This is a genomic window from Paenibacillus sp. ov031 (genome assembly GCF_900143165.1).
Taxonomy (GTDB): Bacteria; Bacillota; Bacilli; order Paenibacillales; family Paenibacillaceae; genus Paenibacillus; species Paenibacillus marchantiae.
This window is the reverse complement of the sequence record NZ_FRDO01000001.1, coordinates 1,629,054-1,655,843: the sequence shown is the minus strand read 5'-3', so window position 1 is coordinate 1,655,843 and position 26,790 is coordinate 1,629,054. Positions and strand designations below refer to the sequence as shown.

Genomic DNA, 26,790 nt, shown 5'->3' with positions numbered 1-26,790 from the left:
AGGGGGAATACGATTGAAAAAGGGATTGGCATGTCTCGTAGCAGGAAGCATGATGGTTTCACTGATTTATCCGGCAATTGTCGGGGCAGAAAGCGCACAGCAGCAAGCGGAGGCGGAACATGTGCAGGCGACTAGCCTGCATTCCGCTCCTTATAAGGATCTGACGGGACACTGGGCAGAAACTGCCGTGGCGCGCATGCAAGATCTTGCTTTGACCAGTGGTTATGCGGACGGCACATTTAAGCCTAATGAAATCATCAGCCGGGCCGAGTTTGTGGTGATGCTGGACCGAGTATTCGGATTTGCAGGCGGTCCACGATCAGCATCTTTTTCGGACGTTTATGAAGAGGACTGGTACTATGATGCATTAATGCGGGCAAATGGCTCGGGAATCATCCAGGGAACGGATGCAGCGCACCTGTCACCGCAACGACCGATCACCCGGCAAGACGCTGCTGTCATGGCGGATCGTGCGTTTCAGCTATCGACAGGCAAGGAAGATGAACGAGTAGTGTCAAGTTTTAAAGATGAGACAGATGTAGCAGGGTATGCCAGAAAAGCACTCAGTTATTTTATCAGTGAGAAAATTGTAAACGGATACAGTGGTAAACTTACTCCGCAGTCGAACATTACGCGAGCAGAAGCAGCAATGTTATTGTCCTCTATGATTGGGGATGTTATAAGCGCTCCGGGCACGTATGAATCCAAGGTCGAGGGTAATTTAATCGTTCGGTCTGCCGACGCGACGTTAAAGAACACAACCGTAAACGGTAACTTGTTACTAACTGAAGGCATTGGTGATGGTACCGTGGCGCTGGATGGTGTGACCGTCACCGGAAGCGTAATCGTGAAAGGCGGCGGAAGCCACTCTATCCATATCCGCAACTCCAAACTGAAGCGCGTCGTGGTCGACAATGCTTCCGTTCCAGTACACCTGGAGATTGCAGGAGGCAGTCAAGTTGAAGAGATGCTTGTCTTGCGTAAAGCAACGGTTGAACTTTCTTCCGACACCATCGTCGATGCGCTTACGATTTTGGACAAAGCTCGGCACACCCGCATTAATACAAAAGGCAAGATCAAGCTGCTGAAGGTGGATGCAACGGACGTACTCGTTAACGGAAAAAAAATCACTCCAGGGCAGCACACGATGATGACGCCTGAAATTGAGCAGACTGTGCCATCCAAACCATCAACGCCCGTCAATGGGTCGAATGATCCGATATCGTCGATACCGAGCGGACAGACGCCATCCGTTCCCGGAAATCCAGCAGGTGAAAAGCCGATTCCTGCAACGACAATTCCGAATGAACAATGGGAACTGGTTTGGAACGACGAATTCAGTGGGTCTTCCGTGGATGCTTCCAAATGGATCGTTGAGGATACCGGGCTCGTCTACAACAACGAATTGCAGTATTACAGCCCGAACAATACACGCGTCGTCAAGGATGGCGAACGAAACGTGTTGCAAATCGAGGCAAAACGGGAGTCGAAGAGCGGCAAAGAGTATACCTCGGGCAAATTGATGACGATGGGGAAAGGCGACTGGACATATGGCAAAGTGGTTGTGCGCGCCAAACTTTCTGTACAGAAAGGCATGTGGCCCGCAATCTGGATGATGCCTACGGATGAAGCCCATTACGGAGGATGGCCGTCATCCGGAGAGATCGACATCATGGAGTTGATCGGCGGCAAAGAGGCCGAACACGAAGTATACAGCACACTCCACTATGATTCCGTGAAGGCTGACGGTTCACACGGTCATGATCAAGGGAAGTTTACATTGCCCGAAGGCAAGTCCTTTGCAGACGAATATCATGATTTTCAGGTAGAGTGGCTACCAGGTTTGATTCGCTTCTACGTTGACGGGAAACTGCATCATCAGGTGAATAACTGGCAGACGACAGCTGCGGGCCAGCCGGAGAGTTACACCTTCCCAGCACCGTTCGATCGTCCGTTCTATCTGATCCTGAACTTGGCGGTAGGCGGAGACTGGCCGGGATCACCAGAAAGCGAGTTTGTCTCAGAAAAGATGAATGTGGATTTCGTCCGGGTGTATTCGTACAAAAACCTGAACGAATGGCCGGACGTAACATCGAATCCGATCGAGCCTGAACGACAACGCGAACCTCAAGCGGATGGCAACCAGATCTATAATGAACGCTTTGCCGAAGGTTTGGGTGCTGATGGTGTGCCGAGCCAATGGAAATTCATCACGAATGCCAGCGGGGCTGGTAAGGTAGAGGTCGTTGAGGATGAACAGAAAGGTAAAGCTGCGAAAGTTACGATCACGCAGGCAGGAACCGAAAATTATTCCGTGCAACTAACGCAAATGCCGATCTACGTGAAGAAAAATAAAAAATATAAGGTGCATTTTGATGCCAAGGCATCTGCAAACCGGGTGATACGATCCAAAGTGACTCAGTTTGAAAAAAGCTGGACGAACTATTCCGGTGAAAAATCTTTCTCCTTAACTACGGATTGGAACCCGTACGAATACACCTTCAATATGCGGGATGGAACGGATAACAATGCCAGATTCGAATTCAATTTGGGACTGAGTGACGCTTCCGTGACTGTGTCCAATGTCAGACTGATCGAAATTGGCGAAGCAGATCCACTGCCGATAGAACGAAAAGCGCTACCGGATGGCAATTACGTCTTCAACGGCACGTTTGATCAAGGCAAAAACCGTTTGGGATTCTGGTCCACTCAGATCCAGTCGGGTGCGGAAGCCCAGGTCTCCGTAAACAACTTCTTGAAATTCCCGATCATGGAAAGACAACTCGTGGTTGATGTTGAGCAAACCAATAGCCGGCCTGATCAAGTAGTTGTGGTTCAGCCGGACATGAAACTGGAAGCAGGCACGACCTATGGTTTCTCGTTCGACGCCAAGTCCGATGCGCCGCGCACAATGGACATCGACATGACCAGCAGCGATGGTCATGCCGTACAAGTTCATCAAGGACAGCAGATCCGGCTTGGGCAAGAGATGAAGAACTACACCGGTGAGATTGTGATCGGAGAGGGTACGGCTACAGCAATGTCCGAACTTCGTCTATTATTCGGCAGTTCCACGGGCAAGGTCTATGTAGACAATGTTCGCCTTACGAAACGTGGTAAACCTGTAACGATTCATGGGTATACGCACATTCCTGCAGTAGATGCCTGGATGATGCAAGGGTTACAAATAGAAAACTCCGATGAAGGTGGCAAACATGTCAGTTACATGGATGAAGGAGACTTGCTGCAATACAAGATCGATGTGACGAACGAGGGAGTTTACGCTTTCTCCACGCGGTTAGCCAGTGCTAAGAGTGATTCAAAAGTTCGCTTCAGCGTCAAGAATGAACAAGGGACGACGATTGCAAGCGCCGATCTTCTTCTTGGAGACACGGGGGGCTGGCAAACTTACAAAACTGTGTATTTACCACCGGTTTCGCTGAAAGCGGGAAGCCAGTATTACGTAAATTTTGAAGGCAATGAGTACAATACACACTGGCTTGATATTTCACAGAATAAGTTAAAGAATGGCGAACTGGCAGCAGATCGTACCCATTGGGAACTGACTCCTGCCGACCTCACGGCTTCGTATGAAGGTCAAACTGGCATCCGCATTGCCTTGCCAGTGACAATCGGAAATTGGTGGGATGCGTTATTGCAGCAAGGCCAACTTGCGCTGGATGCCGGAAAGACATACCGGCTGAGCTTCGAGGCTTCCGTATCCGATCCAAAATCAATGCAGGCCGTGATCTCGCAGAGCGGCGGAGAATTCGCCAAGTATATGGAAGAAACGGTGGAACTGACTGAGGAGAAGCAGCAGTATGCGTATACATTTACGATGGGAGGCACTTCCGATTCAGAGGCCGTGCTGGCCTTTGGATTGGGATATCCGTTGTCTAAACCGCATAACGTGTTGATCCAAAACGTGGCATTATTTGAAGTGAATCCAGGCGCTGATCAGGGCGGACAGCCGGTGTCTGTCAATCTGATTCCGAACGGCGACTTTGCGAAAGGAAGCGAAGGCTGGTTCACGTACGTAGACGGCAATCCTGCAAATCTAGCAATTAGTGTTGCGAATCAACAGTTGCTAGCTCGAATCGGCCAAGTAGGGAGCAATCCATGGGATCGACAGGTCATTAATGAAGGGTTTGGCGTTCAGCAAGGTTATATCTACAAACTTACCTTCAAAGCCAAAGCGGATAAGGCGCGAAAAATGGGATTGGGCATCGGCTGGGTCGACGTTCCCGCCAAATATGCTTGGCACGGTTTTTTTGGAGAGCGAGTGGACCTGTCCACAGAGGAACAAGAGTATTCCTACAAGTTCGAAGCTACCGAACCAAGCTATGCGAATACTCGAATTGTTCTTGACATGGGCAACATTTCCGGGACGGAAGACAGTGATACGACAATTACATTGTCTGATGTCACCCTGATTAACTTGGGGCCAGCCAAATAACCCAATGCCTACCATAGATTAATGCTTGGATGCTTTCCCCAAAGAATATATCTGTTCGCAAAAAAAGAATCCGGGTGCACCTGGATTCTTTTTTTGCGGCCTAAGCGCGGACGCCGTAGCCCGTGATGACGGGATCGAGTGAGGGAATATATCCATCAAAGTAGTCCACTTGACTGGAGGAGTGTTGAATGGAGATTCTTCAGAACTAAAGACAGTAAACCAATGTATAAACATTTCTTAGAAGGCCTTCAAAGGATGGGAGGGAAATTTAACCTCCGACAATTTCAACCACTTCTCGTGTAAAGTTCTCCGGCTAGTTAAAGGCAATGACGGCAAATGCCGCAATATCAATCGATGAAATCATTTGAAAAGCGGTATCGGCATCTACAATTTCCGGAATCAGCAATTGGTCGCCCTCAAAACACTCGAATTTGTATTGTAATATGAAATACTAAGTTTAGGGAATGAGTTTTTGTTTTTTTAGTTCATCCATAACAGCAAATAATTCTTTTTCTGTATCCATCACTTCATGAAAACCGAATTGCTTAATTTTTGTAGTATCTGAAATAACATCATAGTCGCATCCAAATACAAAATCACCAAATGGCCAAGCAGCAACTTTTTCATATGGAGTTTGCAGCAAATCATATTTGTTAACCATACTGGCCCAAGTTTCTTTTTGTAAAGGCATTAGCTCTGTCAAAGAAATCGTCTGTATCGGGCCAGCGTCTATTTTAAAGTACTGAGCTAATTTTGGCCAAAGGTCTTCCCAGCGGAAAAGGTCTCCGTTTGTGATATTGAAAACTTCAAGTGCAGTATGTTTTTGAAGGGCTGCCCATTCAGAAGCTCGCGCAAGAAGAGAAGCATCTGTAAATTGGACTAGTGCTTTATAAGCATTTTCTTTACCTGGGAAGCGAAGTGGAAGGGCTAACTCTTTGGAAATTGATGCATATACGCCAAGAACCATGGCAATACTCATTGGATTACCAATGGATACACCAGCAACGACATCAGGGCGTAGAATCGTCCAAGTCCAACTCTTTCCTTTTTGGTGAGTTCGTAAAAAATCCTCCTGGTTATAATAAAAGTTTGGAGGAAGATGCCTTGGATCATTTTCTTTCGCAGGCGTCTTAAATTTCCCGAGATGGACCCCATATACTTTTGCACCCTGCATCAAAATAACTCGGTCCAATGAATTCGAGGTCTCCTCAACAGCTTTCACGACATTAGCCAGCATACTTGTATTCACATCAAGCTGTTCTTGAGATTGTGCAGGGAAATCTTGATATGCAGCATAAAAGATATGAGTGATGCCTCGGATTTGTTCCAGTTTATTCCTAAGCAATTCAGGATTTAATAAATCCAGACTTACATAACGTTCAGGGTTCTTTTTGGGGATATTTCTTGCAACACCGATTGCATCCCATTCGTCCAATATACTTAAATGATCAAGAATATAGCTTCCAATAATACCAGTTGCACCTACGACAAGAGCCTTGTATTTAGTCATTCTCAATCCTCCTTAATGGTTATGAAGCTATCATAGGTCACCAAATTCCATAAATCAAATTATGAAATTTCATTATTATTATAAATAATTTTATAATAATATGTTTGTATGATGTATGTTGGTAACATATTATTGACTCTTAAGTACATCGGAGGAATGTTTTAATGCTCGATTTTGAGTGGTACAGAAGTTTTATTGCCATATACAAACATAGCTCTGTCTCCGAAGCGGCGAAGGCACGGATTATGACTCAACCAGCCATGAGTCAACATTTAGCTGCACTGGAAGCTGAAACTGGAGAACCATTGTTTAAGCGGACTGCACGGAAAATGATTCCAACCGAACGAGGAAAAGAATTGTATTCACAAGTTGCCCCACTTATTGAGGCCTTAGAACAAGCAACCATGGGACTTAAATCAACCTCACTGCCGACGATGAACGTTGTGAAAATAGGGTCTGCCCCAGAAATGTATAGCGAAATCATTCTTCGTAATCTATCCGAGTATGAAGTAAGTACTGTAGCCTATTTTGGGGATGCAGAGCAATGTTTAGAGCTTCTGAAAGAAGACCGGGTAGATGTGATTATCACCTCGAAGAAATTCCTGGCTCCAGGAATTGAATACACCAGGCTTTTAGAAGAACAATTTGTTTTAGTTGCCCCGAATTCTTTGGATGTACCTGTAAGTAATGAGTTAATAATTCGAGAAGAATGGCTTTTGAAACAGCAATGGATCAGTTACGGATTGGAGTTACCTATTATACGCAGATATTGGCGAGAACACTTCAGGAATCGTCCCTTAATTAAACCTGTTCATATCATTCCAAATGTTCATATGATATTAAGAGTTATTGGAGATGGGGCGGGCATCAGTCTTATTCCAACTTATATTTTGAATCAACAACAGCCTAATTCCATGGTTAAGGTTGTTTTCGGAGATATGATTGTAAAGAATGAAATATTTTTGGGCTATAAATTGAAACATAAACATGAGTACGATTTAAATGACTTTATAAAGAAGATCCGTGAGCAAGTGAATACCTTGAAATAGTCTCATACATGTTTTCATTAATCTTAGGATCAGGACTTAGATGTTACGAAAGTGCAAATTCTGGGTGGAAAGAAAGCTAAACGTATGATGGTTTGAACCTGACGGGTTTATAGATTGGCAGAGAGCTCCAAATACTTATCATACAAATAGATGAACAACTGTTGGAAAGTACGCATATTCTAAAGCTGCTACGAAGGAGTTTGGAAAACCCTGAAAAATACAAAACGCAAGCGCATTAAATTGGGAGATCTATATGCCATACCTCTGCCAAATGGTAAATTTGCATTTGGAAGAAGATTTAAAGATGCAAGTATAGCCATCTATAACTATATGGGAAACACCTTTGAGGATAAGCGCAGCAAGAGAATTATCAATTTATTGTTGGGGTTTATGATGATGTTCTAAAATGAGGTGATTGGCCTGTAGTAGAAAACCGACCATTTGTTAATGAAGAAGAGGCTTGGCCACCTCCTGCATGTGTCATTGATCAACTTACAGGTGAGTATTCAATTTATTACAAGGGTGAGATTAAACCTGCTGACATAAAAGAATGCGAAGGATTAGAGATCGCAGCTGTTTGGGAATCACAACATATTATTGATAGGATAATGGGGGATAATACATGGCATAAGGATCCCTTTAAATAAGCTAATTCTAAAATAGGCTTACGACGGATTCCCAGTATTTCTACCTGGGAATCCGTCGTTTAAATTTAGATTTGATAATTTAGTGGACCATTCATCGGATAAGAACCAGGTCCGATTCCTGATTAGATCGATAAATAATGAAGGATATACAGTTAGAACCTTTATTAAGTACCATAACATATGAAAATGTTCATATTGTTGTGGAACAACAAACACGATAAGAGATAAATACGGATGGCTAGGTATTTAAAAAGCGAAATATTGACACTGGAACTAGCTCTCCATTCCCAGTGAGAGGTGGGTAAAGGAGCGTATCTAGCTCTTGTGAAAGTTTACTTGGATTCAATTCGACCGATTGGATTTGGATCTTCTGACAAAGTCTTTTGAACTGCCGACCAGCTGTCATGTTCAATATCCAGCGCATGACAAAGATAAGCCCATGAGACCAGCTGAATTAAGGCGACATGTTCTGGATTTTCATCTGTTGTTTCCGTAACCTCATAACCTGGGATTCCGCCAAGTGAGTGTTCTGCACCGAATAAGGTGAGCAGGCTCTCGGCTCCTGGGCTCAGGAAGTAGGGGTCGGACATCCATTCCGGGCCGCGGACGGTCAACTGATACTTTTGCGGGGTATAGTCCTGGTCCCCGACGATCACAAGCGTGGGTGTGGTCATGTGCGTGAAGCTCACGTTCAAGTGCGGCATATTCTCGGTCGCGAACGGTGTCAGGTTGTCGCCACCTTGTCCAGCGGTGGCGAACAGCACGCCCGCTTTGATGCGTGAGTCGGACAGGTCCACGTCCTTCTTAGTTTCTGGGTCGAGGACTCGCAATCCCAAAAGATTGCCTGCCGTTTGGCCGCCGAAGGAATGTCCGGCTGCTGCTATTCGGCTTCGGTCAGTGCGTCCACTGAGGCCTGGTACGGCAGATTCAATAAGGTCTAAATTATCGAGGATTCGCTTCATGTCCTCGACTCGGTAACGCCAAATCCGTGGTTTACGGGGATCGTCATGAGTAAGGCCAACAGTTCTCGAATCGAGGAACGTAGGTTGAATGACCACGAAACCGTGAGCAGCCCAGAAGTCGGTCAAAGGGCTATAGCCGTCAAGCGAAGATCCGTTACCGTGTGCGAAAAGAATAATTGGCAAATTGCCTCCAGTTGTTGGGGCGGATATTTTCACTAACAAATCCTCACCACGACCTGGGGCTTTTAGTGCTATCGACTTCACAGAGACGATGGTAGAGGGAGCGCTCATATTGATTTTCATATTAAATATCCCTTCCTTTCTCTTTAAACAATTAATATTTATGAGTTCGCCTATGTTCTGCTATAGCAGAACGTAAGTGGAACGTTGTTCCTATTATATGCGGAACGAAGTTCCATTTGCAAGATATTTATTAAACTCATTACATCATCCACAGTATTTTAGATTACATTGGATGATGTAATGAGTGGATTCTACAGGCCCTGTTTCAATGTCCAATTTGAATATGGAATACTCTTTTGTTTGAAGCTATGATTATGTCTTGTTAATATGAAGAATAGGACAGTAGCTAAATTCCATTGACGTAATGTAGAATTAACTTATGGGGGATATAACTTATATGAACGACAAAACGGAAGATCGCAGTGAAGGATTGGAGCCTCGTCAGCAGACAGTTCGAAGCGTGCGTGCCGATGCACAACGCAACATTAATGCTTTGCTCCAGTCAGCAATGACAGTGTTCGCAACCTCGGGGGTAGACGCTCCAGTTCGTGAGATTGCGGATAAGGCTGGCGTAGGGGTTGGAACTGTTTACCGTCATTTTCCACAACGTTCAGACTTAATTGAAGCTGTTTTTCGTCAGGAGATCGATGCTTGTGCAGATGCTGCAGTAGACTTAGCTGATAAATATAAACCTGTTGAGGCACTGGAGCGATGGCTGTTGCGTTACTTGGAGTTCATAGCAACTAAACGAGGACTCGCTGCAGCTCTACATTCTAGCGATCCGGCATACGAAACCTTACCTATTTGCTTTGTAGAGGAATTAAGTCCAGCTCTAAAGACTTTGATTGAAACAGCAACAGCTGTAGATGAAGTACGTGCCAAGATTACACCAGATGAATTGTTGTGGGCGGTAGCAAGCCTAAGTACGGCAGTAGACAACGATGATATAGAGCATGCAAAAAATATTGTTTCTCTGCTTGTAGATGGGTTGCGTTACCGTGCTCTCTGAAGGGGATATCGAGAGATTCGGTATGTAGTAAAATAAAAATTACGCATGGTACCAGCTCCATTACCTAAGCACTTAGGGGGATGTTGATAAACTCAATATGTCGAGAGACATGAGCAATGCCCTGTAAAGCCGCTATTTTAGTGGCTTTTTTATTATAAGGAATCAAGTTCTTTTCCCATTTTGTTTACATTGAAAAAGAACCTTGGCGGCAAACTGGCATCGGTACTCTACCGACGTCAGTTTTTTTAGTTTCCGTTGCCTGCTCCCCCAATATCACTTAATGATGATATACTTACCTCATGAATAATGATATTGATAATCAATATCAATCAATGGTTGATATATAGAAAAAGTGTGATGAGGGAGCGCGGATAGATGCAAGAAGAAGCAGAAGCAAGCCAGGTATTTACACCGGAGATGATCGATACGATGGCCCGTATTTGGACACGTTCGATCATTACATTAATAGATGTACGCTTTCAGAATGTAGCGTCCCAAACCCCTTTGGAGCAGTATAAAATGCCTAGTAGCATGTTTATCTATGCATATGGAGGAGAAGCGCAAATTCAACTGAATGAAACCACATTTGGAATGGAACGCTTCGGTTTAGTTCACGGCGGGAAAGGGAGCCTGCTCAGTATTTCGCCAAAAGGGGAGATTGTGAAGACCTTTATGGTGTTTTATAAAGCAGAATCACCTCTTTTTTTCAAGAGGCACCTGCAGCAATTACTGGAGGAAGTGAATCCATTCGTTCAACAGTTTGGTTATACACCAAGTAATCCTATCTTGCTACTTGATTGGTTTCAACAGTTGATGAATGGTTGGAAACGCGGCAAGGCGATGGATCAGCTGCAGGCCAAAAGTTTTCTATATCAATTGGTTCATGGGGTATACAGAGATTTTGAGAGCGGTGAGATTCGGTATCTCCAGCCAGATCCAGCCTGTTCTACCAAGATATATCTCGATAAACATTACATGCAGCCGATTATGTTTCAAGAAATTGCCGATATGTTTGGGATCAGTGGTGGGCAATTGACACGGCTGTTCAAAAAGAAGGAAGGGATGAGCTTACAGGAGTACCTCATTCAGAAAAGGATTGAAGCTGCCTGTCAGGAATTGAAGCATACAGAAGCAACCATTAAAGAGATTGCAACAGGAACTGGTTTTACAGATGAGAAAAATCTGTTTCGGATGTTTAAGAAGTATTACAAGATGACACCAAGTGATTATCGGAAAATAAACGCACTATCCATGCAGGTTGATGGTATTGATAATGATTCTCATTTTCTTTACTATGAGAGGGAACTAGCGGGTCTAGTCCAGTCTTATAGAGAAGGGGAATCAACTATGTTTGGAAAAGTAAGAAGTAAAGAAATGATCTTGGCGGCGGCGATGAGTTTGATGTTTTTATTGTCGGCATGTGCGTCGGGAACGCCATCGAATAACGGGGGGACGGTGAATCCAATCCCTGCGCAGACACAACAGACAACACAATCGGAAGTATCGGATACGAAAGCTTCAGAAGCAGTTTCGCAGACGAGAACGATATCCACAGTAAAGGGTGACGTTAAGGTGCCTAACAACCCTCAGCGTGTTGTAGTCGATTATTTGGTTGGCGATGTAGTGGCTCTAGGTGTAACTCCACTAGGTGTGGCGAGAGCGGCAAGGGACGGGAAAGAGGCTGTTTTTGCTAACCAGATTACAGACTCCATTAAAGTAGCTATGGAGCCGGAAGATGTCATGACTCTTGAGCCTGATCTGATCATTTTAGCATGGGGCGATGAAAATTATGAAGATTTATCCAAAATTGCCCCGACAATTTATGTCCCTTATGGTGATATGACTACAGAAGAACGGATACATTTTATAGGCGATGTTTTGAACAAGCAGGAAGAGGCTAAGGCTGTTTTGAGTGCTTATGCCGGAAAAATCGAAGAAGCCAAGCTAGCCCTTCAGAATGCAGGTCTTTCAGACGTGACGATTACTATGGGAGAATTCAGTGATAAAAGTAACTACATCGCTGGAGCCAAGCATGCGGTTGGCGACCTTGTTTATAATGAACTTAAAATGAAGGCACCGTCGAAAGTTCAAACTGATATTATTGACTCAGATAAATATTGGGGAGATATCTCTATGGAGGTCTTGGCTGCTTACATAGGGGATTATCTAATCGCTATAGGAGATACGAAAGTTCCTACTGATAATACGGTCTGGAAATCGCTACCTGCTGTGCAACATAATCGGATCGTAACAGTGGGTACATCGCTATCTTGGTCCACGGATATAATGACTTCCAGTGCATTAATTGATCATATTGTAAATCAATTGCTGACAATGGCTAAATAAGAGTTTTGACGAGGTATAAAGAAGTACTCCAATTTACAAATATGACTGTCAGTAGGTAAGGAAAGGAAAACGTGATGAAAAACAAGCCTGAACAAAAACGCCGTGGGGCGGTGAACTTCACCATGTACATGGTGGTAGGGCTTGGATTAACGGTTCTCATGTCGGCGGCGTCGATTAGCTTCGGCGCCGCCGACATGAGGTTAGCGACTGCATGGGAGGCTATTTTCCGATTTGATCCAACGCTCACTGAGCATCACATTATTCAAACCCTACGTCTTCCGCGTACCGTAGCCGATCTGATCGTCGGGTGCAGCCTTGCGGTATGCGGGGCTATTATGCAGGGAACGACGCGCAATCCGCTGGCCGACTCCGGGCTGATGGGGATCAGCTCTGGGGCAGCATTCGCGATTGCTCTTTGCCTGGCTTTTCTGCCGGGTTATTCGTATGGACAGATGATGCTGTTTGCTTGTCTGGGAGCAGCGCTCGCGACCGGGATCACTTACTTCATCGCATCAATGGGCAAGCGCGGGATGACGCCTCAGCGGCTGGTACTGGCAGGACTGTCCATCTCCATGCTATTTGGTGCACTCAGTCAGTATTTAGCGATCAATTATAACTTGGGTCGAGCATTGACATTCTGGACGGCAGGCAGTACAGCGGGGGTCAAGTGGGGTGAATTGCTGATTATCTCACCGCTATTTGTTGGTGGTGTACTGCTGGCGCTGGCGCTATCTCCTTCTGTTACACTGCTCAGTTTGGGGGATGATGTGGCAAGTGGACTCGGTATTCGTAGCGGACTGGTCAAGGGATTATCGACGATTATCGTGCTCGTCCTGACTGGATTGGCTGTTGTCGTGGTTGGCCCGATCGGTTTTGTTGGTCTGATTACCCCACATATTGTGCGATACATGGTCGGTGTCGATTATCGTTACATTATTCCGGCGGCTGCGTTATATGGTGCGTTGCTGACCGTGTCAGCCGATCTGGCTGGACGCTTGATCAATAAGCCGTTCGAAACGCCGATTGGCATTATATTTTCTATCATTGGTGTCCCGTACTTTCTCTTCCTGGCTCGCAGACAAAGGAGGGAATCTGAATGATCAAGCAGCGTTATACGATGCAACGGGGCATCATCATCAATGTAGTGCTTATGGTGCTCATCCTTATGTTTGCTATCATTAGCATGAATTCTGGCAAGATGAATCTTTCACCGCTAGAAGTGTTGAATGTTCTCGTGGGAAACGGCACCGACAAGCAAAATCTGATCGTGTTTGATTTTCGGTTGCCACGAATCGCACTGTCGATCTTGGTAGGTCTGGGAATGGGAGCGGCTGGGGTCGTGATGCAGAGTTTGCTGCGCAATGACATGGCTAGTCCGGGGACACTGGGGATTAGTTCGGGATCAGGTTTGTTTGTATTGTTCTTCGTCGTATTCATCGCATCGACAGGAAAGGGCTCCTTTATTGCCCTGCCACTACTGGCCTTTGTTGGTGGATTGTTGGCGGCGGGATTGATCTTCTTATTATCGTATCGCCGTGGGCGAGATATCTCGTCAATCGGCTTGATCTTAACCGGGGTCGCGCTCGGAAGCGGGTATGAAGCGCTGACCACCTTCCTGACACTCAAGCTGAATGATTCGCAGATGGATTTCATGCTGCACTGGCTGGCGGGAAGCTTGTGGGGCGCTGATTGGCGCTATATTTCCGTACTGGCACCATGGGTCTTCATTTTACTCGGCTATATTTTCTACAAGTCTCGCATGCTCAACACCCTCCATCTGGGCAATCAGACGGCAGAAGGACTAGGTCTTGCCGTGAAGCGGCAGTTTTTGGGGTTGTCGATCGCTGCTGTTGCTTTATCCTCTGGCAGTGTGGCCGTGGGCGGAAGCTTCTTCTTCGTTGGTTTGATCGCTCCGCACATGGCAAGAAAACTAGTCGGGCCCGATCACAAATTGCTCGTTCCGGCTGCCAGCCTGACCGGTGGATTAGTCGTGGTGCTGGCTGACACAATTACGCGCACGGTTAGCCTGGGGGGAGATGTGCCGACGGGAATCGTCATTACGGTCATCAGTGTTCCGTACTTTCTTTATTTACTATCGAAGGCCAATTAGGAGGACGTCATGGAGAGTATTACAGCGCAACAAATCGATATTGCCTATAATGACACGCTTATCGTAAAAGAACTGGATTTGCAGATTCCGCGTGGACAGATTACCTCGATTATTGGCCCCAATGGTTGCGGAAAATCAACCGTACTAAAGGCAGTCGGTCGGCTGCTCAAGACGAAAAATGGCACGGTTTATCTGAATGGTGCTGATATTTGCACACTGTCCACCAAAGAAGTGGCCAAGCAGATGGCAATTCTGCCGCAGACGCCTACTGCACCGAGCGGTTTGACGGTCGGTCAATTAGTGGCCTATGGGCGTTTTCCTCATCAACGGGGCTTCGGCAAGCTCTCCAAAGAGGATAAGCAAGTAGTTGCCTGGGCCCTATCAGTTACACAGCTTACAGCGTTTGAGCATCGCGAGGTCGATACGCTCTCTGGCGGTCAACGTCAGCGCGTATGGATTGCGATGGCACTCGCCCAGCAGACCGATCTGATCCTGCTGGATGAACCCACCACCTATCTGGACCTGGCACATCAGCTTGAAGTGCTGGAGCTGCTCTATGAACTGAATCGCAGTCAGCAGGTTACGATTGTGATGGTGCTGCATGACCTGAATCTGGCAGCACGCTTCTCCGACTATATGGTGGCGATTCGTGATGGTCAGGTGGTGGAGCATGGCTCGCCAGAGCGCGTAATGACGGCACGGACGCTACGTGAGGTGTTTGCCATCGATGCCGAAATTATGCTGGAACCACGAACGGGGCGACCAGTGTATGTGACGTACGAGATATTGCGTGATAAGCGTAGAGGCCAAGGGGCGGATCAAGGATTCTTAAATGATAAGGAGCAGGAGGAGAAGATTGCCACATGAAAATCGCATGGCGTGTCTTGCTGGGCGCACGAAAATACTGGTTGCAGTTAGGCATTGGATTAGTCGGTATCGTGCTGGCAACAATTGCCGGGTTTTATTTGCCCTGGGCGCTCCGTTCGTTGACACAATTGGCGACCGAAGGTAGCAGTCAGTATGCCGCAGAAGCATTGAAGATTGGTTTATTGCTACTTGGAGCTACCTGTTTGCAAGCCATCGGAACATCACTGGCAGGCTATATGAACCATTATGCCGCACTTCATTACGTGGCGGATTTACGAACAAGATTGTATAGCAAATATCAGCAGATGAGTTTGCGCTATTTCCATCGAAGCCGGACGGGTGACTTGACCGGGCGCGTTGTGAATGATGCGATGGAAGCGGAAATTTTCATTGCCCATGCTATACCTGAGTTTATCGTTAACGGACTAACCTTTATCGGAGTAGGCATCCTGCTCTTGACGATCAATGTGAAGCTGGCACTGATCAGTCTGATCACGATTCCGTTGCTGCTTGTAATCACGGTATGGCAAAGCAAGCACTTGTCGCCGCTGTGGGGAGAGAGTTCCCAAGCTCGGGGAGATATCGCTGGAAAGGTGCAGGAAAATTTGTCGGGCATGAAAGAAATCCAAATTTTCAATCGACAGGAGGAGGAGCGGATCAACGTTTCTCGTCTGGCTATGAAATATTCGAAGACCTATTTACGCGCCAGTTTGTTCTATGAAACCTCTTTGCCGTTGTTGGCATTTGTGACCACACTGGGGACTGTATTTGTCGTGATACTGGGCGGCAGATTGATGGCAACAGGCGAGGTAAGCATTGCTGATATCATCGGATTCATCGCCTACCTAGGTATGTTTTATCAACCGATAAAGTCTTTTTCCGGCTTGGTGGAAATGGCAGGGCGAGCCTCTGCTGGCCTTAAACGGGTATATGATGTGCTGGAAGAAGAGGAAGACATAAAGGAGAAGCGAAACGCAGTCCATTTGCCGCGTGTACAAGGACAGATCTCCTTTCAAGATGTCACATTTCTTTATCAAGATGGTTCGCCTGTACTAGAGGGGCTGAACCTGACCATTGATCATGGAAAAACAGTAGCTCTTGTAGGCACCACAGGAGTGGGTAAGTCGACATTGGCCAGTCTCGTTAACCGATTCTACGACCCGCAGGCGGGATCGATTCGAGTGGATGGCATCGATATTCGTGATGTGACGCTTTCCAGCCTGCGTAACAATATTTCAATGGTGCTGCAGGATACGTTCCTGTTTGATGGCTCGGTGTATGACAATATTGCTTATGGATGGAAGGACGCGACCCGGAAAGATGTGATTGCCGCAGCTAAAGCAGCTAAAGCACATGGATTTATATCTCAGATGGAGCAAGGCTACGATACGGTAATTGGTGAACGCGGTGTGCGTTTGTCTGGAGGGCAGAAACAGCGCCTTTCGATAGCACGGGCGATTCTGCGCAATGCACCGATCCTCATTCTGGATGAAGCGACATCGGCGCTTGATACCAAGACCGAGCAAGAGATCCAACAGGCACTGGATGAAATATCGAAGGATCGCACAACACTGGTGATTGCCCATCGGCTATCGACGGTCCGTCATGCCGACCAGATCGTTGTGCTGGAGGGTACAGAGATTGCCGAGATGGGTACGCATGAGGAACTGCTGCATAGCGGAGGTATTTATGCACGATTGTATGCGACACAAGCCTCTTGAACGTAACCAATACAAACAAGACTAAACAGGAGAAGGACAGGACGACGATGACTGAATTATAAATTCTAACGATTGTGGGCGGCGGTCCGGTCCTGCAGGAATGTATGCTGCATTTTATAGGGGAATGCACGATATGAAGGTTGGTACAAGTTCGTGTCCCGAGCCAAGGACAAGAACTTGTACCGATTGCCTGAATGGACAAGAACATATTCCGATTACCGATTAGGCATGTATCTAAACGATTTTCGCCTCTTAATTCGTTAATCTAATGGGTAGGATTGCTCAATGTTGTTGATGAATACTCTTCATTGCAGGGGTTTATTTTTGACCGTCCTTTGCCGGGTTTAATGCTGCATAGTGTGCAAAGGATGGATCAGGAATATTTTGTGCTTGTCTGCTATATTTGCCCGGAGAGACTCCGGTAATTTTGGTGAAGGTTCGAATAAAATTGGCATAATCGCGAAACCCCGATTGGAAGCAGGCATCCGTAATGCTCACCCCGCCTGATAGGTAATATCTCGCCAATTCAATACGACGGTTCATGATGTAAGAGCGGATCGTTAGTCCGGTATGCTTTTTAAACTGGCGGCTGATATACGTGCTGTTCATATAAAATGCCTCGGCAAGCTTGCGAAGCGTAATCTCCTGGGAAATGTGCGCTTCAATATAATCCATTGTTTTACGTACCATCTCTGGCATGATATCGATTGGTATAGAGGACTTATTGAGGAACGAATTGTTTATGAGAACCAACAACTGTGCAATGACTGCATTGGTTTTAACATCCGTTCCATATACATTTGAATCAAGCAATTCCTCCAGTTCGCTAGTTAAATGCAAAATCTGTTTCATATGGTAATCATCTAAGTGAACGATGTTCTGTTGTCCCTTTGGACGATGATCAAAACATGCGGATAGATTGGTTGATAGAGTCGACAACTGACAAAGATATGTTTTTTTTAGATTGATAGTAATTCGTTCATATTCGGTTCCATCCAAAATAAAGGCGCGATGCATTTCCTCCGGAGACATAATAAGCAAATCTCCCGGCTCCAGATGATAACATCGGTTCTCCACATAAAAGTTGACATTGCCGCGAATAAAAAGGTAGATCTCGTATGCATCATGTCGATGATAAATTGTTTCCAATGGATACGTAGTTACGCGATGAAGATATAAAAGCTCGGACTGGATGGGATCGTAAAAATATTCAGTGGATCCGTTCATATAGCACCTCCTTGTCCTTTCGCGCAATAAATAGAGCGGAATACGCAATGAAAATGTAATCAGCTTTACCTTAAACTGTAATCAACCTAACATGCTGCATCTGCTATTGCAAGCGTTTCCCTGCATTTTAGGCCTGGATCTGGCAAATCGCAGAGCGGCGATGAGATGTATATCAAACTCAAATGGAGGAACGACTGATGAACTACAATTCTGCTTCAAATGCGAGGGAACAAACGGAACAGAATCATCCATCTATAGCTGCTGTGAAGATCAGTAAGGCCATAGGGAAACTTCCACCAAATAAAAACCCTTTGGTTGCTCATAAATTTGGAGCCGATCCGTATGCTCTGGTGTTCGAGGGGCGTGTCTATCTGTACATGACGAGTGATAAGCTGGAGTATGATTCTGAGGGCAATCCGCAGAAAAACAGTTTCCACTCGATCAACCGCATAACAGTCATCTCTTCAGACGACTTGGTTAACTGGACAGATCATGGGGAGATTCATGTGGCAGGGCCCCAAGGCGCAGCCACATGGGCCAATCAATCCTGGGCACCAGCCGCTGCCCATCAGATCATTGACGGGCAGGATCGATTCTTCCTTTATTTTTCCAACAATGCCAGCAGCATCGGCGTATTGTCAGCCCCGAGTCCGGTCGGGCCCTGGACAGATCCTATTGGAAAAGCGCTCATTACCAGAGAGACTCCGGGTGTTGAGGATGTGACGTGGCTGTTCGATCCGGCCGTGCTGGTAGATGATGATCACAGAGCTTATATCTATTTTGGGGGTGGCATACCGGAAGGGAGAGCAGATAGGCCGGATACCGCAAGAGTTATGCCATTGGGTGAAGATATGACCAGTGTGGTGGGCCGGGCGAGGGTTATCCCTGCTCCGTACATGTTTGAGGATGCGGGGATTCATAAATTTAACAATATCTATTATTTTACCTACTGCTCTAACTTTGACGAGGGTATTCGTCCAGAGGGCAGTCCGCCACCCGGCGAGATTGCTTACATGACGAGCAGCCAGCCCATGGGTCCATGGACGTACAGAGGAACGGTCCTGCGAAATCCGGGTCACTTTTTTGGCGTTGGCGGCAACAACCATCATGCCATATTTCAATTTGCGGATCACTGGTATATTGCTTATCACGCCCAGACGTTATCACAGGCGATGGAGGTTCCTGATGGTTATCGTTCGACACATCTGAACCAGATTAGCTTCAACGAAGCAGATGGTCGTATGAACGAGGTGGCCGCAGATTATGAAGGTGTTGAACAGATCAAGCTGTTCAATCCTTATCAGAGGGTAGCTGCTGCCACAATGGGATGGAGCGCAGGGGTGAAGACGGAGCGATTAAGTACATCAAAGCCTACGGCTGGTGCCGATTCTGAGGTTGTTGTTACCGAGATGGAAAGAGGCAGCTGGATTGCGTTATCGAAGGTTGATTTTGGCAATGAAGGGGCGGCATGCTTTACAGCTGCAATCTCCAATGAAGGCGCGGAGGCGGTACTGGAGCTTCATCTGGATCGCCCGGACGGACTGCTGATTGGGCAGCTTGTGATTCCGGCATCGGGTGGATCACCTAAATCGGGCATATCACCTCGATGGAAAGAGCATTCAACCGGGATTACAGATGCACAGGGAGTTCATGACATCTATATGGTGGTTGGGGGAGCAGTGGGCAAGCAAGGCATCAGTATTAGGGAATGGAGTTTTGAATAAGCAAGGAACTAGACTTGGGCCTAATTTATCTGTTGAGATTGTGTGGCCAATAAAGCTAGAAAGGAAGAATGGCCAACATGCATGCAAATCCAATTATTTGGGCCGATTATCCCGATCTAGATGTGATTCGGGTTGAAGACACGTATTATATGGTCAGCACAACCATGCATATGATGCCAGGCTGCGTCATCCTGCGTTCCTATGACCTGATCCATTGGGAAGTGGCTACACATGTGTACGATAGACTTGACGATACACCCGCGCAGCGGCTGGAGCAAGGCAGGCAGATTTACAGCAAAGGCATGTGGGCAGCGTCGATTCGATATCACAAGCATAAGTTTTATGTCATTTTTGTGGCAAACGATACCCATAAGACATATTTGTACACGGCCGATACGATCTCGGGTCCCTGGACCAAGCAGTATGTGGAAGGCTTTTATCATGATTGCTCCCTGTTTTTCGACGAAGATGACCGAATTTACCTGGTCCATGGTAATGCCGAAATTCATTTGACCGAGTTAAGCTCTGATCTGTCCGGCCCCAAGCCCGGTGGAGTGCTGCGCATGATCGTAAAAGAAAAAGAGCCTTATTTCCTCGGTTACGAGGGGGCCCATTTTTACAAAATTAATGGAAAATACTATGTGTTTCTGATTCATATTTCACAAGCTACCGGCCGAAGAACACAGGCGTGTTACATGGCGGATTCCCTGGAAGGCGAATTTGTTGGCGGAGAAGTGTTTAACGACGATATGGGCTATTTTAATTCAGGTGTAGCCCAGGGCGGAATCGTGGATACACCGGATGGCGACTGGTACGCTATGCTGTTTCAGGATCACGGGGCGGTTGGCCGCATCCCTGTGCTGGTTCCGCTTCACTTTGAGAACGATATCCCGGTGTTCCCCACGGAAGCGCCAAAAGAGATCGTTGTGCCGAGTACGAGACCGGATCACGTCTACAAACCTCTAATTGGCAGCGATGATTTTCACTATGAAGCGAATGCAGAAGGAAAGGTACGGCTCAAGGATGTCTGGCAATGGAATCACACTCCGAATGATGCGCTCTGGTCGGTGATCGACCCGCCTGGGGTGTATCGGATTCAAACCGCACACTTCAGCCCCAATCTGACCTTTGCGGTTAATACGCTGACGCAGCGTGCAATGGGTCCTGCCTGTGAAGCAATCGTTACGCTGGATGGGAGCAGGCTGGAGGATGGTGATTATGCAGGCTTGTGTTTTTTGATCGGTACATACGGTTTAATTGCGCTGACGAAGACTGAAGGGCAATTTTACCTGGTCATGCTGGCAAGAAACAGCGAGGATTCATCGATATTTGGCAATCTGGTTGATACGGAGCCTGCCACCGAGTATGCCAGGATACCTGTTTCAGGATCCGTAGTTACGCTCAAGGCTTTTGGCAACTTCGTGAATAATCAGGACGACTGTACGTTCTCCTATCTGGAGGGGACAGAGTGGAAGCCGCTTGGCATTTCCCACAAAATGATTTATAAGCTGGATCATTTTATGGGCTGCCGGATCGGGTTGTTTTTATATTCGACGAGAGTGACCGGGGGCAGCGCTGATTTTTCGAATTTTAAATATGATGTGATCGTGTCGGAGGACGAGAACAAACTTGCATAGAAGTCGCCGAGCCGGCGGCTTTTTTTATAATATCAGAAAGGTTAAAATTCCTGATGTTGCCAAAAAACGTTGTCCATTACAGACGAATGGGGGTGCATGATGTGCGTATTTCTGCTTTAACCAAAATAAAGTGGGTTGTCATTCTGTTGCTCAGTGCATGTATACCAACAGACCATACGAGCGGATATTCAGGACAAAGCATGCCCGTGGTGGATGGGCAGCCATCCGAGGATCATTCCATTTTCGGAAAATACAGTTCTCCTGTAGAAGTATCTTTTGTCAGAGAGGCCGGGGATGATCTGGAGCGCATGATCAGCCAGATGCCGGGAGAGACACTGCTGGACAATCGCTGGACCCGGTTATATGAGCAAGAGCTTGGGATTAAGCTTCGCTATGACTGGATCGCCAAAGGAGATATGTACGGTCAGAAGCTGGGTGTTTCCCTCGCTGCAGGTCGAATTCCGGACGTTGTGAAGGTAAATCCATACCAATTAAGGCAGCTGAGCAATGCGGGGCTGATCCAGGATCTGTCCGAGGTGTACACAACGTATGCTTCGCCGCTTGCGAAGAGCATATTGGAGGCGGAAGGAAGCGGGCCTTTTGACGCGGCAACCATCGATGGCAAGCTGATGGCGATACCTGAAACGGCCTCCTCCATCGAGACAGCCCAGTACTTGTGGATCAGAACCGATTGGCTTGAACGTCTGGAACTTCAGCCGCCTGAGACGATGGAGGACGTACTTGAGATTTCGAAAGCGTTTACACAAGAAGACCCTGACGGCAACGGCCAACAGGATACCTACGGCCTTGCACTAACGAATCATCTGTGGGACCCGGTCATGGGGGTTGCTGGTCTGATGGCAGGGTATGGTGCATACCCGAATATATGGATTAAAGATGCACATGGCAAGCTCGTTTATGGCGGCATTCAGCCTGAAGTCCGGGAGGCGCTGCAGGTTCTGCAAACGATGTACCTGGAGGGGCAGCTTGACCCTGAATTCAGCTATAAGAAGGGAACACAGGCCGTACGACTGATCAAAAACGGAAAAATCGGTATGCTGTACGGAGAACAATGGACACCCTTCATGATTCAGTCGAGCCGAGAGAACGATGCAGCAGCGGACTGGCAGTCTTACCCCATAGTAGCTAAATCCGGCAATCAGATTAAAGTACCACTTCGCACCAACACCTGGCAATATTTCGCCGTCAGGAAGGACTATGCTCATCCTGAAGTGGTGATGAAGCTTATGAATCTTCATTTGCAGACCAACTGGGGTGAGCAGGCGCAGTATGAAACGTACTACAATGACGATTCCAAGGCAGTGTGGATGCTATCGCCGGTGACCCCCTTTCCGGGAACCAAAAATCTGGATGCTTACCGGCAAATTCGGGAGGCGCAGCGTTCCGGTAATCTTGCTGTTCTTCAGGATGAAGCATCCGCTATTCAGAAAAGAGTTGAGGCCTATGAGACGGAAGGTGTCGAAAGCGGCTGGGGCTGGAATCAAACCTACGGACCGACAGGCGCATTTAGCATAGCTGATGGTTACGAGCGGAACGGACAGCTTTTATATGACCAATTCACGGGGGGGATTACAGAAACGATGGTCGACCGTCAGATGATCCTGAACGATCTTCAGCTTGAGGCATACATGAACATTATTCTCGGCAGACCGATTGAAGAGTTCGACCAGTTTGTGGAGAGTTGGCTCAAGTTAGGCGGAGAAAAGATCACAACGGAGGTTAATGCGTGGCTCAAAACCAAAACAGCACTGGAACGCTGACCGCTCCTCAATGGTGCCTTCATATGCAAAATGTGCAAAAAGACAATCCAGCCTGTAGCAATGGAGGGGAGTGAGTTGATTAAGTTTCCTGCCCAATCCTGGCGCAGCAGCATTTTCGCCCGGTTGGTTATCACCTATCTGATTTTTGTTCTTCCACTGATTCTCCTGGGCCTGTATCTGTACAATTGGAGCTATGACAATGCCAGCCAGGAAATATCCTCGTCAACAGAAAGACGGCTTACCCGGTATCTGGATGAATTGAATCGGGAAATTGAATGGCTGGAGCTGCAGCAGTTCGACATCGTTGAGGACAGGAAGCTGAACAGGCTCGCCATTCTGTGGGGAATGATGGATCAGGTAGAGCGCCGCGATACATTGAACTATTTGTCCGAGCGGCTGGCTACGTTCAAGAACAGCAGTGCTTACATCAAGAACGTTCATGTGCATATCCGCACGATTGGCAAGAGCATCTCGGCCACCCATGGCATCGATGATTATGACAAAGCTTCCTATGAATACTTCAGCTCCGGCAAGCAGGGAAAAGGCACTCGCTTTACGGTGAAGGAGGGCACCATGAATCTGAGTGCCGTGCGCCTGACTGGCAAGAAGGGAGAAGAACCGCTGTTTGCGGTCCAGGTCGAGCTGGATACGGAGCAATTTCAAAATGCACTGACCCAGCTTAATCTGTACCCGGACAGTGGCTCCTTCCTCATTGAGGAAAAGACGGGCCATATTATCACAGACGTTTCCAAGCGTGACTTTATCCTCCCTTACTACCGTGATCACATCACCGATAGTGATCATGGCGGCTTTCAGGTGAAGGTCGAGGGTACACGCTATTATGTCAGCCAGAGCCATATGGGCCCATTGGGCTTATCGGTAGCAACGTATTTGCCGGAGGAAAGTGTGAAGAGGCCGCTAAGCAAGTTCTATCATTGGGCTTGGCTGTTTGCAATGACATCCTTCGTCGCGATATCGGCTTATCTCTATTCCAGCTACAGGCTGATTCACATTCCGCTACTGCTGCTCGTCAAAAGATTCAAAAAAATGGAGACAGGTGTACTGGACATCCCCATCGTGCACAAGCGCAAGGATGAATTTGGCTTTCTGTACTCCCGGTTCAATCAGATGCTTGAGAAGCTTCAACTGCTTATCGATCGGGATTTCAAAAAGACGATGATGATGCAGCGCGCCGAATTGAAGCAGCTTCAGTCGCAGATTAATCCTCATTTTTTGTATAACAGCTTTTTCATTATCAATTCGCTCGCAAGAACGGGGGATACAGCGCGCATTGAGCAATTTGCCAACATGCTTGGTGAATATTTCAGGTTCATTACCCGAAACGGGACAGATCATGTAAGACTGGACGAGGAAGCTGCCCATTCGAGTGTGTATACGGAAATTCAGAAGCTGCGTTTTTCCAGACGAATACAGGCCGACTTCGGGGAGCTGCCACTGGATATGAAGCAGATTCGTGTTCCCCGGTTAATCATACAGCCAATCATTGAGAATGCTTACGAGCACAGTCTTGAAAAAATGACGGATCAGGGCATGCTTAGGGTCCGGTTCAGCATGAAGGGGAATATCGCTGAAATCAGTGTAGAGGACAACGGGCATGAGTTGACGGACCCGCAGATTCATGCGCTTCAGGAGCGTCTGCTTGAAGATGGCAGCTCGGATGAAATGACCGGACTCATGAATATTCATCGGCGCCTGGTGCTGACATTCGGGGAAGGAAGCGGCCTGTTTTTGGCCAGAAGCGAGCTGCAGGGATTGAAGGTCACGATTCGAATCCGAAGGGAAGGAAGGGAAAGCGGATGTATCGACTTTTGATTGTGGATGATGAGGAAATTATTACGGACAGCATCTACGAAACCTTTGCAAGCCATATGCCGGAACGGCTTGATGTATGCAAAGCTTATTCAGCCAGGGAGGCATTAACGTGGATGGAACGCTCAAGGATCGATATCGTGTTGACAGACATTCGTATGCCTGGCATGAGCGGTCTTGAACTGACAGAACAGATCCAGGCTTACTGGTCGCACTGCCGCGTCATTTTTCTCACCGGCTACAGCGATTTTAATTATGCCTACAAGGCTTTTCAAATGCCCAATGTACGTTATTTACTCAAAACGGAAGGATATGACAAGATCATGGCTGTGGTTGAGGAGGTCATGCAAGAGATTCGGCAGAGTCACCGCATGCACGAATTGCTGCAGCAGTCCCAAGAGGCAACCTGTCAGCTGGAAGTGCTTCAGCAGGAAGAGTATTTGAGGAACGTGCTACAGAACTCCACACCATATGTGGCAGGTTGCTCCAGTGAGATTCAGGATGAATGGGCAAGGCGAGACATGAGTCTTCATCTCTCGGCCCCTGTTTACATTGTGCTGGGTCGATTTGATTATAAGGATAAACCTCTGCACCTGGAGCGCGCACAGGTTCAGGCATCAGCGCGAAGGATCGGTTCTTCCTTGATGGATGAGCACACCCTTCACGCCAGCGTAACAGACCATTATGGAGATGTGGTGTGGCTGGTTCAGCCCAAACATCCAGAAGCAGAGCCAGGCCATTCACTGATCCGATATCTGGAGGGTATACTCGAATTGGTGCAGGAAGCCTGCATGGCTTCACTTGGCATATCGGTGGCTTTTGCGTTAAGCGGGAAAAGCTGCAACTGGTTCGACATTACTCGGCAATACGAGCGATTGAGGCAGCTGCATTGGATGAAGATTGGTGATGGCATTTCCATGGTGCTTACCGATCTTGATGATGCTTTGCCGAATCAGGGCCAAAGGGAGCTCACACGGGTCAGCAGCCGAATTGAGGTCATGTCAGGGTATTTGGAAACGGGACGAATTCAGCAATTTTACGAAGTGTTTGAAGAGCTGGCCAATGAACTGCTTCAACAGGATGTGACGATGGAGAGGGCGATGGAAACCTATTATAATCTGGCGCTGTATCTGTATTCGACTATCAATCGATGGGGACTGCATCAGGATATTCCCGATCAGCGCAGATTGCTTCGTCTGAGCGAGTACACATCTATGAAGGACGCGGTGCAGGTGCTTTATCAGGCAACCGACAAGCTCGTACGCTTCAAGGGCTCGGATGAGCAGGAGCGAGCGAATGTGGTCATTCATTCCCTGTGTACTTACGTCAAGGAGCACCTGGAAGAAGATCTTTCCCTAGTGAGGCTGGCAGAGCTTCATCATTTCAATCCATCCTATCTCTCCCGTTTCTTCAAACAGGAGATGGGCATCAACCTCTCCGAATTTATTGACGAGCTGCGAGTTAGAAGAGCAAAGGAACTGCTCAGGAATAGCGATCTCATGGTTCGGGAGGTTGCACTCCAGGTTGGTTATGAGGCAGCGCATTCCTTTACTCGTTTTTTCAAAAAGGTGACAGGCATGACTCCCCAGGAATTCCGGGAATCCCTTTTGGTCCGCTAAAATAGAAGTAGATATGAACAGAAGCAAGACCTCAGGTGAGATGAACCTGAGG

At 47.1% G+C, this 26,790-nt stretch carries 16 protein-coding genes; 13 read left to right on the top strand and 3 right to left on the bottom strand.

Features of this window, described 5'->3' with window-relative positions; translation table 11 throughout:
• The first annotated feature begins 13 nt into the window (after positions 1 to 13).
• Positions 14 to 4,456 (top strand): carbohydrate binding domain-containing protein, encoded by a 4,443-nt coding sequence (locus BUA17_RS07035; protein WP_072733051.1) that lies wholly within the window; start codon positions 14 to 16, stop codon positions 4,454 to 4,456.
• Between the two features lie 457 nt (positions 4,457 to 4,913).
• Here BUA17_RS07035 and BUA17_RS07030 read toward each other — a convergent pair whose 3' ends face one another.
• Positions 4,914 to 5,966 carry an SDR family oxidoreductase gene (locus BUA17_RS07030; RefSeq protein WP_072733050.1) on the bottom strand — a complete coding sequence of 351 codons (1,053 nt, stop codon included), beginning with the start codon at positions 5,964 to 5,966 and terminating at the stop codon, positions 4,914 to 4,916.
• A gap of 164 nt (positions 5,967 to 6,130) precedes the next feature.
• Here BUA17_RS07030 and BUA17_RS07025 point away from each other — a divergent pair, with 164 nt between their 5' ends.
• Positions 6,131 to 7,015, top strand: coding sequence for a LysR family transcriptional regulator (locus BUA17_RS07025; RefSeq protein ID WP_063563777.1), 885 nt, complete (start codon positions 6,131 to 6,133; stop codon positions 7,013 to 7,015).
• 979 nt (positions 7,016 to 7,994) lie between these two features.
• Here BUA17_RS07025 and BUA17_RS07015 read toward each other — a convergent pair.
• Positions 7,995 to 8,927 (bottom strand): alpha/beta hydrolase family protein, encoded by a 933-nt coding sequence (locus tag BUA17_RS07015; protein ID WP_072733049.1) that lies wholly within the window; start codon positions 8,925 to 8,927, stop codon positions 7,995 to 7,997.
• Positions 8,928 to 9,264: 337 nt separating this feature from the next.
• Between BUA17_RS07015 and BUA17_RS07010 the strand changes: the two genes are divergently transcribed.
• The 6 genes from BUA17_RS07010 to BUA17_RS06985 all read left to right on the top strand — a co-directional run bounded on the left by BUA17_RS07010 (position 9,265) and on the right by BUA17_RS06985 (position 16,920).
• A complete protein-coding gene (locus BUA17_RS07010; protein WP_072733048.1) occupies positions 9,265 to 9,876 on the top strand; it encodes a TetR/AcrR family transcriptional regulator in 612 nt (203 codons plus the stop codon).
• A 375-nt stretch (positions 9,877 to 10,251) separates the two neighbouring features.
• Entirely contained in the window at positions 10,252 to 12,222 is a 1,971-nt protein-coding gene (locus BUA17_RS07005) for an AraC family transcriptional regulator (protein WP_072733047.1), read from the top strand.
• A gap of 74 nt (positions 12,223 to 12,296) precedes the next feature.
• Positions 12,297 to 13,322 (top strand): FecCD family ABC transporter permease, encoded by a 1,026-nt coding sequence (locus tag BUA17_RS07000; protein ID WP_063568420.1) that lies wholly within the window; start codon positions 12,297 to 12,299, stop codon positions 13,320 to 13,322.
• Positions 13,319 to 14,332 (top strand): FecCD family ABC transporter permease, encoded by a 1,014-nt coding sequence (locus BUA17_RS06995; protein WP_072733045.1) that lies wholly within the window; start codon positions 13,319 to 13,321, stop codon positions 14,330 to 14,332. The genes BUA17_RS07000 and BUA17_RS06995 overlap by 4 nt, the downstream gene beginning before the upstream one ends.
• Positions 14,333 to 14,341: 9 nt before the next feature.
• Complete coding sequence (locus tag BUA17_RS06990) at positions 14,342 to 15,199, top strand: ABC transporter ATP-binding protein (RefSeq protein WP_072733044.1); 858 nt, start codon at positions 14,342 to 14,344, stop codon at positions 15,197 to 15,199.
• Positions 15,196 to 16,920, top strand: a complete 1,725-nt coding sequence (locus BUA17_RS06985; RefSeq protein WP_063567957.1) for an ABC transporter ATP-binding protein — start codon at positions 15,196 to 15,198, stop codon at positions 16,918 to 16,920. Before BUA17_RS06990 ends, BUA17_RS06985 begins: the two co-directional genes overlap by 4 nt.
• Positions 16,921 to 17,238: 318 nt before the next feature.
• On the opposite strand, the gene BUA17_RS06980 is transcribed toward BUA17_RS06985, so the two are convergent.
• The gene (locus tag BUA17_RS06980; RefSeq protein ID WP_072733043.1) at positions 17,239 to 18,147 is read right to left on the bottom strand and encodes an AraC family transcriptional regulator; all 909 of its coding nucleotides are present in this window, start codon (positions 18,145 to 18,147) and stop codon (positions 17,239 to 17,241) included.
• 197 nt (positions 18,148 to 18,344) lie between these two features.
• On the opposite strand from BUA17_RS06980, the gene BUA17_RS06975 reads away from it, so the two are divergent.
• The 5 genes from BUA17_RS06975 (at position 18,345) to BUA17_RS06955 (ending at position 26,738) form a co-directional block, all read left to right on the top strand.
• Positions 18,345 to 19,871 carry a glycoside hydrolase family 43 protein gene (locus BUA17_RS06975; RefSeq protein ID WP_063567959.1) on the top strand — a complete coding sequence of 509 codons (1,527 nt, stop codon included), beginning with the start codon at positions 18,345 to 18,347 and terminating at the stop codon, positions 19,869 to 19,871.
• Between the two features lie 77 nt (positions 19,872 to 19,948).
• Complete coding sequence (locus tag BUA17_RS06970) at positions 19,949 to 21,508, top strand: glycoside hydrolase family 43 protein (protein WP_072733042.1); 1,560 nt, start codon at positions 19,949 to 19,951, stop codon at positions 21,506 to 21,508.
• 101 nt (positions 21,509 to 21,609) lie between these two features.
• Positions 21,610 to 23,289 carry an extracellular solute-binding protein gene (locus BUA17_RS06965; RefSeq protein ID WP_244552087.1) on the top strand — a complete coding sequence of 560 codons (1,680 nt, stop codon included), beginning with the start codon at positions 21,610 to 21,612 and terminating at the stop codon, positions 23,287 to 23,289.
• A gap of 75 nt (positions 23,290 to 23,364) precedes the next feature.
• A complete protein-coding gene (locus BUA17_RS06960) occupies positions 23,365 to 25,122 on the top strand; it encodes a sensor histidine kinase (protein WP_139295622.1) in 1,758 nt (585 codons plus the stop codon).
• A complete protein-coding gene (locus BUA17_RS06955; RefSeq protein WP_072733041.1) occupies positions 25,107 to 26,738 on the top strand; it encodes a response regulator in 1,632 nt (543 codons plus the stop codon). The genes BUA17_RS06960 and BUA17_RS06955 overlap by 16 nt, the downstream gene beginning before the upstream one ends.
• Positions 26,739 to 26,790 lie beyond the last annotated feature (52 nt).